Source organism: Paenibacillus sp. JT31N17 (genome assembly GCF_056269255.1).
Genome location: NZ_JBWDNP010000002.1, coordinates 359,329 through 371,821 on the forward strand (window position 1 = coordinate 359,329; position 12,493 = coordinate 371,821).

6 protein-coding genes are annotated in these 12,493 nt (G+C 56.0%); all 6 read left to right on the top strand.

Translation table 11 applies throughout. The features are described 5' to 3' along the window. The first annotated feature begins 2 nt into the window (after positions 1 to 2). The 6 genes from AC0YOB_RS09145 to AC0YOB_RS09170 all read left to right on the top strand — a co-directional run bounded on the left by AC0YOB_RS09145 (position 3) and on the right by AC0YOB_RS09170 (position 12,453). Entirely contained in the window at positions 3 to 2,189 is a 2,187-nt protein-coding gene (locus AC0YOB_RS09145) for an ATP-dependent helicase (RefSeq protein ID WP_475792576.1), read from the top strand. A 151-nt stretch (positions 2,190 to 2,340) separates the two neighbouring features. Beyond that, entirely contained in the window at positions 2,341 to 3,144 is an 804-nt protein-coding gene (locus AC0YOB_RS09150; RefSeq protein ID WP_475792577.1) for a hypothetical protein, read from the top strand. A gap of 243 nt (positions 3,145 to 3,387) precedes the next feature. Next, on the top strand, positions 3,388 to 9,030 hold the full coding sequence (locus AC0YOB_RS09155) for a WIAG-tail domain (protein WP_475792578.1): 5,643 nt from the start codon (positions 3,388 to 3,390) through the stop codon (positions 9,028 to 9,030). Positions 9,031 to 9,447: 417 nt separating this feature from the next. Continuing rightward, positions 9,448 to 10,602, top strand: coding sequence for a glycosyltransferase family 2 protein (locus AC0YOB_RS09160; RefSeq protein WP_475792579.1), 1,155 nt, complete (start codon positions 9,448 to 9,450; stop codon positions 10,600 to 10,602). A 4-nt stretch (positions 10,603 to 10,606) separates the two neighbouring features. Continuing rightward, complete coding sequence (locus AC0YOB_RS09165) at positions 10,607 to 11,707, top strand: hypothetical protein (protein ID WP_475792580.1); 1,101 nt, start codon at positions 10,607 to 10,609, stop codon at positions 11,705 to 11,707. After that, on the top strand, positions 11,707 to 12,453 hold the full coding sequence (locus tag AC0YOB_RS09170; protein ID WP_475792581.1) for a glycosyltransferase family 2 protein: 747 nt from the start codon (positions 11,707 to 11,709) through the stop codon (positions 12,451 to 12,453). Before AC0YOB_RS09165 ends, AC0YOB_RS09170 begins: the two co-directional genes overlap by 1 nt. Positions 12,454 to 12,493 lie beyond the last annotated feature (40 nt).

Sequence of the window (12,493 nt, forward strand, 5' to 3'; positions counted from 1 at the left end):
CTATGATAACCAAAGAGGATTTTTTTAAGCGCAAGGCAAAGGAAACGGGCGTCAAGCTGAATGAGATTCAGCGGCAGGCGGTCCTTCAAACCGAAGGCGCGCTGCTGCTGCTTGCTTCTCCCGGCTCCGGGAAAACGACTACCGTCATCATGAAGATCGGCTATCTGATCCAGCAGAAAGGGATCGCTCCGTCGCGCATTAAGGCGGTCACGTTCAGCAGGGCGTCGGCGCTGGATATGAAGGAGCGGTTCAAGCGGTTTTTCCCGGAGCTTGCGCCAGTCGATTTCTCTACCATTCACAGTCTCGCATTTGAGATTGTCCGGGAGCATTTTCAGCAGACCCGAACCGCTTATCTTATTATCGAGGGCAATCAGGAAGGCAGGGAACAGGGCGGAGAGGATTTTGACCCCCATCAGCTGCATAAGAAGCTGATTCTGCGCAATCTGTATCAGTCGATTGCCGGCAATACGATAACGGAGGATCAAATGGAAGAGCTGACTACCTATATCAGCTACATCAAAAATAGAATGATTCCCAGCGACAAATGGGCACAGGTGCCCTGTGAGGTGAAGCAGGCCGATCGTATTCTGATTGCCTACGAGGAGTTCAAGCGCTCCGGCTCCGGCAAGCTCCTGCTGGATTTTGACGATATGCTGACGACGGCTAACGAAGTGTTGAAGATGAACCGGGAGCTGCTGCATAAATATCAGCAAAGATACGATGTCCTGCTGACGGACGAAAGCCAGGATACCTCGCTTGTTCAGCATGCCATTATCGAGGAATTGGCAAGAGAGCATGGCAATATATGCGTGGTAGCCGACGACGACCAGTCGATTTACAGCTGGAGGGGCGCAGAGCCTTCTTATTTGCTGCATTTCAAAGACGTTTATCCGAATGCCGTGATCCTGTACATGGAGCAAAATTACCGGTCTTCACGGGATATTGTGGATATCGCAAGCGGCTTCATCAAACGGAACAAGAACCGCTATGACAAAAATATGTTTACGGACAATGAAGCGCATGAGCCGATCGCGATCCGCAATTTTACCGATTATAATCATCAATCCAAATATGTGGTGGAGCATATCCAGCAGCTTACTGATCTTCGCGAGGTGGCGGTGCTTTACCGGAACAGCTCCTCCTCCATCATGCTGATGAATGAATGCGAACGGGCCGGAGTGCCCTTTTATATGAAGGATTCGGACAACCGGTTTTTCTCCCACTGGATCGTCAAGGACATGCTGAATATCATGCGGATGTCTTATACGGACAAGCGCTACGATCTTCTGGAACAGGTGTACACGAAGCTTAACGGCTATATTACGAAGCATCAGATGGGCGTGCTGCGGGAGATTCAGAATAATGAGTCGGTTTTCGACAATTTGCTGAGCTATGTGGATCTCCAGGAATATCAGCGCAAGCCGATTCTGGAATGCAAGGAAACGCTGCAGCAGATGAAGGGCATGCCGCCGCTTGAAGCAATCCGCGTGATCCGCACCAAGCTGGGTTACGATAAGGCGATTGACAAGATGGTGGAGCGGCTCGGCTTCAGGAAGGATTATTTGATCGGCAATTTGAACACGCTGGAAGAGATCGCGAGCACGCTTGGGAGCATGGAGGACTTTGCCAAAAGGCTCAAGCATCTGGAGGCGGTGATGAAAGCTTCCAGCTTCAACAAGAATCAAAATGCCGTGACCTTCTCTACCTTCCACAGCGCCAAAGGACTTGAGTTCAAGGTTGTCTATATGATCGATCTGGTCATGGGGGTCATCCCCTCCGCCGAGGATATCAAGCAGCAAGCGGAAGGCAATACCGGGCCGATGGAAGAAGCCGTCCGGTTGTTCTATGTCGGCATGACGAGGGCCAAGCGGCATCTGGAGCTGATTACCTACAAGTACCGGGACGGGGTGAAGATGGACGAGTCGTTGTTCGTCGGCGAGGTTCGTACGCTTCAGAATCCGGCCAAGCTGACGGTGAGGACCGAGGAGCCGCAGTCTCCGGCGGACCCCAATGCGCTCAGAGAGCGGAAGGAGCTGGTGATCGGCAGGCTGGTCGAGCACCGGGTATTTGGCCGCGGAGAAATAATGAAGCTGACGGATGAGCGCGTCCATATTGAGTTTGGAACAGGCGTCAAGGCATTATCGCTCCAGACCTGTCTGGATAAAGGAATCTTGACGCCGGCATTGTAGAAGATGCCTGAAGTTTTATGACACCGGCGAAGTCGCTGCTTCAATTCTGGCTCAAATAAAAACAGGCATAGGTTGACACTGATAATCATTATCAACTAATATAGAGGTAATCCTTTACATATTAAAAAGAGGCAAGGAGCTGAAAGTATCCATGTTGCCCGATTCCTATATAAACAGGCAGCCTTTCCCGCTGCATTTCTCCTCGGTCAAGGTGCGCAGCGACCGGACCGTCGTAGCGGCATCGCCCGGGCAGGGGATTTACCTGAAACCCGCGAACGAAGATTGGCGCCTTCTCTCGGACGGCCTTCCGGAAGATACGACGGTTAACCGGCTGCAGATGTCCGGGGGCGTCACCTATGCCTGCACGAATAAAGGGTTGTACCGGCTTAAGCTCAAGCAGTGGGAATACGAGGAAGTCGGTCATCCCTGCTATCAGTATAAAGAAGAATGGGGTTACGGCTTCGCAGCTACCCAGTCCGGCCTTTATTATAAGTCGTCGGATAAGTGGAAAGAATCCGCCTACGGCCATTCAATTGTCTATGATTTTTTATTTACCCCGCAGTATTTATATATCGGGCTCGACCATGGCATCAGCATGTATGACCGGATGACGGACCGCTGGGCCGATTTCGAGCTTGGCTTTGGAGTCACAGCGCTGGCTGCCAACCGGGATAATCTGTTTGGCGCCACCGAGAAGGGTGAGCTGGTTGTGAGCAATGGCCGCGGGGGATTCAGCACGGTTAAGTTTCCCGATATTTTTATTTTCTCGGTCATATCCAGGCAATCTTATGTTTATGTCTGTACGGACCGGGGGCTTTACCGTATTGGCCGTCTGGGAGAGCGATTAACGCTTTACTCGGTCAGACCGGGAGTGCCGGTTACCGATATTGACTGGCTGGGGACGGAGCTGTATATGGCGACGCTCTCCAAAGGTGTTCAAATGATGCAAACCTAGGGGCCAGTGCTGGCCGCCATAGAATAGGACACGGGAAATTTGGAATTTGTGAACGAGCGGCGCGCCTGAACCTGGGCGTTAGCCGTTTTTTTGTTTGAAGGCGACAGCCGGTTCTTCCTGTTTTTGCGATTTTATAACCTGATTTCTGCTGCTTTTGGCTGATAATGTCTCCGATCAAGTGACCTGCCTATGGGTGAATGCATATGATACCTATGACATTTCAGGTGGAAGAAGGAGAGGGCTATGGCTAAGAACAGCAAGGGAAAGAGTCCCAAGGGACGAAAACCGTTATTTTATGTTGATAATCCGAACACTTCGGAATTGAAATGGATCGAAAAATTGAGGAAAAACAAGCCGCGTACGCCAGAGGAGCCAGAGAAGAAAATTGTTAAGGTCAATGCTATGGCCGTGGAGGAACTGGAAGCCGGGACGGCAGATGGTCCGGTACCGGCTGGAACAAGTGAAACCGCAGCAGAGGAGCAGCGACCCGTCCTGGAGCCGTCTCCTGAACCGGGAATTGCCGTAGAGCAGGAGCAGCAGGCAGCCGATACAGGGGGCCAGCCGGCACCGGCAGCGGTGGCGGATATCCCGGGACCGGCTCCCAAAGAGGCAGACAAAGCCAAAGACGCAGAGGTCACCGCGGCCGTGGAGGCTAAGGAGGCCAGCCTGGCCGTTATACTAAGCAAGGAGGAGCGGGTGGAAGAGAAGCGGCTTCCGGATTCCTCCACTCCCTTCATCTTTACCGACGATCTTGCCGATGAGGCAATCACCACGGATAAGCTTGCACCCGGAGCTGTTGAAGCAACCCGGATAAAACCGGGCGCTGTTCATACGCAATCGATTGCGGATTTTGCCGTCGAAAGCATTAAAATTGCCGATGGGGCGATTATAGGCTCCAAGATCGCTCCGGAATCCATCTTGAGCGATCATCTCACACGCAATGCCATATCCGGCTCCAAAATACGGGATCGTTCCATCACCGGTGAAAAATTACGTGACGGCAGCGTAACCTCTGTAAAACTGGGGGACCGGACAATCAGTGCCGACAAGCTGGCGGAAGGATCCATCGAGGCTAAGCATCTGAAGCCGTTCGTCATTACAACCGAGCTTCTGGATGATCAATCCGTAACGTCAAGCAAGCTTAGAAGCGGAGCCATCCGGACGGAGAGCATAGCGAACGATGCCATTCATACATCCAAAATAGCCGATGGGTCCGTTACCCGATCCAAGCTTCGCGACCAGGCGGTTACCAGTGAGAAAATCGCGTTAGGCGCCGTTGAATCGGCGCATCTCAAGCCTGGGCTGCTGCTCGCTGAACATGTAGCGGCAGGTGTATTGCTGGGAAAGCATCTGGCCCCGGGAGAAATCGACGCAAACCACATAGCCGAAGGCGCGGTGGAAACCAAACAACTGGGGCAAGGAGCCGTAACCGAGCAGGCAATCGCGCCAAGCGCGGTGGGACCGCTCCAACTGCAGGAAGGCGCCGTAAGCGCCGTCCACATCGGGGACAATGAGGTCGGTTCACAGCATATTGCTGATTTGGCGGTGACGTCTCCGAAAATTGCCGATATGTCCATTTCCACTATAAAGCTGGTCGATCATTCAATAACAGCATCCAAGCTCGCCGATCAAAGCATTACTGCCCCCAAATTATCGGATGATGCCGTTCATGGCCGTCATCTCGGGCGCTCAAGTGTCAGCTCGGATAAAATCGCAACGGGCAGTATTGAGGAGCATCATCTGTCAGCCAATACGGTTGGAGGCAAGCAGCTTATTGAGGGAAGTGTGGCCTCGGCGCACTTGGCGGATGGCTCGGTGACGAAGCAGAAGCTGGCGGCCAAGGCCGTTCAGCATAGCCATATCAGCAATGAGGCAGTAAGCGGAGAGCATCTGGCTGCCGGCTCGGTAAGCGGGAGCAAGCTGGCCGCAGCCAGTGTCAGCGGCGGGAAAATTGCCGATCTGGCGGTGGATACCCGGCATCTGAACGATGAGTCGGTCAGCTTCGACAAGATCGCGCCGGAGGCTGTCCGCGCTCATCATATGTCGCAGAGCTCTGTATCGGAAGAAGCGATTTCGGCAGGGGCGGTTGGCTCGGCTCATCTGCAGCCCGGATTAATACGGGCGGAGCATATGTCGGAGCAATCCGTTGCCGCTGAAGCTCTGCGGGATGGCGCGGTCATTTCAACGAAGCTTGCCGGCGGATCGGTGTCGGGTAAGCATCTTGCCGCCGGGTCCGTATTCTCGCATCATCTGGCCGATCATGTGGTGAACGCGCTCAAGCTTTCTCCCGAGAGTGTTTCGACGGATAAACTGACGGATGGGGCAGTGACATCGGCGAAGCTCGCGGACAACAGCGTCACGGCAGCAAAGCTGGCGCCGCATGCATTGACCGGTGAGAAGATTACCCTGCAATCCATCGGCAGCGCCCATCTCGTCCCGGGGCTTATCGGAGCCGAGCATATCAGCACGGGGGCCGTGCAGGATTTTCATCTGGGAAAAGCCATTATTGCCAGCGATACGCTTGCTGAAGGCGCAGTAACCGGTAAAAAGCTGGCTGCCGGGGCGGTTGAAAGCGATCATCTGTCCAACGAAGCGATAAGAAGCAGGCATTTGGCTGAGGAGTCCGTGCTTGGCGTTCATCTGGGCAACGAAAGTGTTCGTGAGCGTCATCTTGGCAAAGATGCGGTGACGGAGGAGAAGCTGGCCGCGGGAAGCGTCGGAAGCCATCATTTGCAGGACGGCGTTGTCAGTTCACAGGCTTTGAAGGAAGGGGCGGTGCTCAGCCGACATGTGGGGAAAGGCGCTATTGAATCCGTTCATCTGGCAGGTTCGCTTATCGGAAGCACGCATCTGAAGAAAGGCAGCATCAAGCAGCAGCATCTGGCTCCTCAAGCCGTAGGAATGGATCAGCTGGCTGATGGTGCGGTAAGCGCGGATAAACTGGCTCTTGTATCGGTTAATAGTGAGCATATCCAGTTGGAGAGCATTGCCGGCAAGCATTTGAAGGCAGAGTCCATTCAGGGCTATCATTTGCGGAAAGGGTCCATCACGCAAAGTCATCTGTCTTCGGAGCTGTTATCCTTCGAAAAGGCGCCTGATGGCATTCTGCCTGGCAGTAAAATCAAGCTCGGGACGATCGGCTCCGCTCATCTGGAGAAAGGCAGCATTGCAACGGAGCATCTGACGGCTGATGCTGTCGGCAGAGAAGCACTGAAAGACGGTGCGGTGACGGGAGCAAAGCTGGCAGCAGAAGCAGTGGGCACCGATGCGTTGATAAATGGCGCAGTGACGGGAGCAAAGCTGGCAGCAGGAGCAGTGGGCACCGATGTGCTGACAGATGGCGCAGTGACGGGAGCAAAGCTGGCAGCAGGAGCAGTGGGCACCGATGCGCTGGTGGATGGCACGGTGACCGAAGCGAAGCTGGCAGTGAAGGCAGTTGGCACCGACAAGCTGATAGACGGTGCGGTGACGGGAGTGAAGCTGGCAGCAGGAGCAGTGGGCACCGATGCGCTGATTGATGGCGCGGTGACAGGAGTGAAGCTGGCAGCAGGAGCAGTAGGCACCGAAGCGCTTGTGGATGGTGCGGTGACGGGAGTGAAGCTGGCAGCAGAAGCAGTGCGCACTGATACGCTTGTGGATGGTGCGGTGACCGAAGCGAAGCTGGCAGTGAAGGCAGTTGGCACCGACAAACTGATAGACGGTGCGGTGACAGGAGCGAAGCTGGCAGCAGGAGCAGTGGGCACCGATGCGCTGGTAGACGGTGCGGTGACGGAAGCGAAGCTGGCAGCAGAAGCAGTCGGTACCTATTCGCTGGTGGATGGTTCGGTGACGGGAGCAAAGCTGGCTGCAGAAGCAGTGGGTACCTATTCACTGGTGGATGGCGCAGTGACAGGAGTGAAGCTGGCTGCAAAAGCAGTAGGCACCAAAGCGCTGATAGATGGCGCGGTGACGGGAGCAAAACTGGCAGCAGGAGCAATTGGCACCGAAGCGCTGACAGATGGTGCGGTGACGGGAGCGAAGCTGGCCGCAGGAGCAATTGGCACCGATGCGTTGACAGATGGTGCGGTGACGGGAGCGAAGCTGGCCGCGAAGGCAGTGGGCACCGAGGCGCTGGTGGATGGTACGGTGACTGAAGCGAAGCTGGCCGCGAAGGCAGTAGGCACCGGCAAGCTGATAGACGGTGCGGTGACGGGCGCGAAGCTGGCCGCAAAGGCAGTGGGCTCCGATGCGCTGGTAGACGGCGCGGTGACGGGCGTGAAGCTGGCGGCAAAGGCAGTGGGCTCCGACAAGCTGATAGACGGCGCGGTGACGGGCGTGAAGCTGGCGGCAAAGGCAGTGGGCACCGATGTGTTGAGAGACGGTGCGGTGACGGAAGCGAAGCTCGCGGAAGGCGCAGTTACCGCGACAAAGCTGGCAGCGGGATCGGTGACGAACGAGAAGTTTGCTCCCGAGGCTGTCATTACGGAAGCATTGGCAGCAGGAGCAGTCACAAACGCGAAGCTGGCGGCTGAAGCGGTTGGTCAGGAACAGCTGCAAGCAGGCGCGGTGACGGAAGCGAAGCTCGCGGAAGGCGCAGTTACCGCGACAAAGCTGGCAGCGGGATCGGTGACGAACGAGAAGCTTGCTCCCGAGGCTGTCATTACGGAAGCACTGGCAGCAGGAGCAGTCACAAACGCGAAGCTGGCGGCTGAAGCGGTCGGTCAGGAACAGCTGCAAGCAGGCGCAGTGACGGAAGCGAAGCTCGCGGAAGGCGCAGTTACCGCGACAAAGCTGGCAGCGGGATCGGTGACGAACGAGAAGCTAGCTCCCGGGGCTGTCATTACGGAAGCATTGGCAGCAGGAGCAGTCACAAGCGAGAAGCTGGCGGCTGAAGCGGTCGGTCAGGAACAGCTGCAAGCAGGCGCGGTGACGGAAGCGAAGCTCGCGGAAGGCGCAGTTACCGCGACAAAGCTGGCAGCGGGATCGGTGACAAGCGAGAAGCTGGCTCCCGAGGCTGTCATTACGGAAGCACTGGCAACAGGGGCAGTTACAAGCGAGAAGCTGGCGGCTGAAGCGGTCGGTCAGGAACAGCTGCAAGCAGGCGCAGTGACGGAAGCGAAGCTCGCGGAAGGCGCAGTTACCTCGACAAAGCTGGCAGCGGGATCGGTGACGAACGAGAAGCTGGCTCCCGGGGCTGTCATTACGGAAGCACTGGCAGCAGGAGCAGTTACAAGCGAGAAGCTGGCGGCTGAAGCGGTCGGTCAGGAACAGCTGCAAGCAGGCGCAGTTACCGCGACAAAGCTGGCAGCGGGATCGGTAACGAACGAGAAGCTGGCTCCCGGGGCTGTCACTACGGAAGCACTGGCAGCAGGAGCAGTTACAAGCGAGAAGCTGGCGGCTGAAGCGGTCGGTCAGGAACAGCTGCAAGCAGGAGCCGTAACACTGGGTAAAATCGCGCCTGGATCCATTACAACGGCAAATATTATTGCCGGCTCCATTGAAAGCGACCTGCTGTGCGACGAGGCCGTGACAGGGGATAAAGTTGCGCCCGGGACGCTTACTGTGAAGCATTTCGCTCCGGATGTGTTGGCATCCCTGATCCCGGATGTGAATCCCTCAGCCTCCGAACAGCTTCCAGCCGAGCAGGTCAGTCCGGCAATCTGTCAGCAATTCGGATTGATTCCTTACAATTTTGCAGGGCAGGGCGAGCAGTTGGAGCTGACCGTTACATTCGACCAACCGTTCGCAAGCGATGTCTACGTTCTGGTTGCTACGGCCGATCAGCTGTCCTGCTATGCGACAATAAAATCAAAAAAGGCTGACAGCGCAGAACTGACTGTCGTGCGCACGCGAATCTCCCCCGAGCCCGTCGGATTCATCAATTGGATTGCCATAGGCAGCAAATAGTTCCAATATCCGATGCCAGGATCGCGATCATCCGATTATGATGCTCCTTCTTACCGTGTCAAAGATATAAAATTTTTGATTAAAGAAGTCCGACACTTACAAATAAACGGGTGTCGGACTTTTCCATGCCGGCTGCGGTTGAGGACTTGTCCGGCTTTCTCCAAATCAGACCTGAAAGGCCGGTGTCTCACGTACAACAGCCGTGCCTCTTGACCTTACGCGTCCATACAATAAGTTGTAAAAGGACTGTCTTTGTCTTGCATCCACGAACAAAGCGCAATTGACGAAGAGGTGATCAGAATCAGGAATCCTTTTTGGGTTAGCAAAGACATGCAATACCGCGCAGCTGTGGTGAATATAGGCAATCAGCCTTCAAGGAAGAACCCGGGTTCCCGATTAATATCGCCGGCAATGTCCATGGAAATGGATACTGTTCAATTGAAGCGGGTCTCCTTGCATTCCAGCCGGAATGGGAAAGCAGGAACACAGGCCACCCGTCCCGCACGCAAGGTAAAGGTGAAGGTAAAGGCAAAGATCGCGGGAAGGCGTCCCGCTACAGGCACTGCGCCAGCCGGGGGGAAGAAGCCGTCCGGGTCCGGCGCGGTCAGGACTGCCGCCAAGCGCAGAGCGTCGGGTTACGCCGGGTTCCGTAAGATTCCGACCAAGAGCAGGACAACGAAGTTTCGGCCACGTCCCGCAGGATTGTCCAAGCGCAGCCGAAGCTTGCAGCGCAGCAGGGCAGCCTTGAAGCCTGTGGATCGCCATCCGGAAAGTATAGAACCATTTACACCGATTGAAGGAAGCGCCAATTCAATTGTTACCCGTGCGGCTGCCGGGGCGGAACCGGTCGTCTCCGTTATTATTCCGGTCATGAATGAACGCCGCTCAATTGCCCGTGTGATTCAGGAGGCAAAACGAACTCATCCCCAGGTGGAGATCATTGTGGTTGCGAATGGATCGACGGATGGTTCGGCCGCAATAGCCCGGCGTAATGGAGCCCATGTGATCGAATTCTCTGAGCCGCTGGGTCATGATGTAGGACGCGGTGTAGGAGCGTCTGCCGCAAAGGGGCGGGTGCTGCTCTTTATCGACGGGGATATGGTCATTAGCAGTGCGGCGCTCAAGCCGTACATTCACGCAGTTCTGGATGGAGGCGTTGACGTGGCGCTCAACGATTATTCCGGCCCAATCCGCAAACAGGTCGTCCACAGCGTTGTTCTTGCCAAACATGCGCTTAATTCCCTGCTGGGAAGACCGGAGCTGAGAGGAACCTCGATGACAGCGGTGCCTCATGCGATAAGCCGGCATGCTCTTGAAGTGATTGGCGCAGATTCGCTGTCAGTCCCCCCATTAGCGCATGCCAAAGCGGTGCAGCTTGGGCTTACCGTCCGCGCCGTACATCCTGTTAACGTGGGGAAACTGAATCTGCAACGTACGCGCCGGGAAAGACTTAATCCGCTAGAGCATCTGATTGTCGGAGATCATCTGGAGGCTATTGATTGGCTGATGCGGCAGACGGACAGCTTTGGCGGCTTCACGCTCTGGCAGCAAAATCGGGAGAAGGCAAGGTGAGTATATGCGAAAGGCGAAACCGGCAGCAGCCGGAATCAAACGCAAGCCCTCCTTTCGGAAGATTCGTACCCGTTCATCCCCGGGAGGTAGGAGACGCGCACGCGGCGCAAAGCCAGTAAAACGGTCCTCAGCCAATCAAGGCGCCTCCTATACCGCTGGCTTGCGCGATGCTGCTTTGCTGCGGGAAGCAGGAGCCATCCCGCAATCCGATGAGCTGAGGCTGAGACTGAACGAGAGCTGGTCGCGCCGACACCGGCTGAATGGCAGCTTGAGCAAAAGCCTGCTGCTGCAGGGAAAAGCGTATGCGGATGGATATATGGATGGACTCCGTTTAAACAGGCAGAGCTGGCTGCCCGTACCGCTGCAGGGCTCAGCTGCTGCAGTCGTCCTTGTCGGAAGAGGGATGGCAGCCGAGCCTGCATCGCTGCAGGAGCTGATTCGTTTGCCGCTGCAGGAAATCATTGTTGTGCTTGAGGATGCGGCTGGAGGCGATTATCACACGCTCAGCCAAATGCCGGGCATCACCATTGTGCATGCAGGAACGATGCTCGAACGCGATATGGGGCGCTCCATAGGCGCCAGGCTGCTGCGGACGGATTCCATCCTGTTCTGCGACGGCCATGTTCCGATACCGGCTGAGCGTCTGGCGCCTCTTCTAGCGGCAGTGGATAGCGGCGCCGATGTTGCGCTCAGCGATACATCCGATTCTCTGGGTTTATTCCGGGATTGGGATGAGCTGTCGCGCGTGAAGGCTTTCGTCAACCTGTCATTGGGCCGTCCGGATTTGCTGGCCAATTCCAATCAGGAGCTGCCATGCGCCTGGTCGGCAAAAGCGCTGAGACTGGTTGGAGAGGCCTCGCTCGCGCTGCCGCCGGTTGCCCAGCAAGCCGCAATCCATCACCGTCTGAATATTGCAGTCTGCCGCAATGTAAGCAAGGGCAGGGCCGGCAGCGGGAACAGACGCGCTGATGGTCTTCACGCAGCGAATAAACATGACGCATACGCGCATCTTGCCGCATTGAAGGCGGCTATGGCTCTGAACGGGAACCGGCTGCTTCATCCCGACCGGTCCAGACGCCGCGGGGCGGTTGGAGGTGCAGGCTGATGAAGCTTACGAGCATTGTGATACCGACTTATAACGGACTTGAGCTGGTCCAGCAGGCGGTGGCGTCCATCCGTTCTTATACTAGCCAGCAGGATACTCCTTACGAGATTATTATCGTGGATAATGGTTCAACCGACGGTACGAGTGGGTGGTGTCTCCAGGAGCAGCTCGCCTTTATCTCCTTACCCCGCAACACCGGTTTCCCTATGGCCTGCAATAAGGGGCTTCGGTTTGCGCGCGGCGATTGCCTGATGCTGCTGAACAATGACATAACCGTTTCGCACGGCTGGCTGGCAGCTTTGCTGCAGGCGCTTAACAGCGACGGGAACATCGGCATCGTCGGTCCCGTGACGAATTATGCCAGCGGGAAGCAGCAGGTGGATTACCCTTTTCACTCCATGAACGAGTTCCATCGCGTCGCCAAGGAAGTGCTGACCCAGACAGGCGAGCAAGTGCAGCCTGTTCATCGGCTTGTGGGCTTTTGCATGCTGTTCGGGCGCGCGCTTTACGAGCGTATCGGCGAGCTGGACGAGAGATTTTCGCCAGGCCATTACGAGGACGATGACTATTGCTTTCGGGCCCGGATGAGCGGGTACAGCTTATTGATGTGCCGGAATGTGTTTGTTCACCACCAGGGCAGCGCAAGCTTCAAGCGGGGCGACAGCATGGAGCTGCAGCGGCTTGTCGAACAAAATCGGCAGCGATTCATCGACAAGTGGCAGGTCGATCCCGGCATATTTATCTAGCTTGTGAATGCTTACGATGTCGGTTTTTCTTACGAAAAAC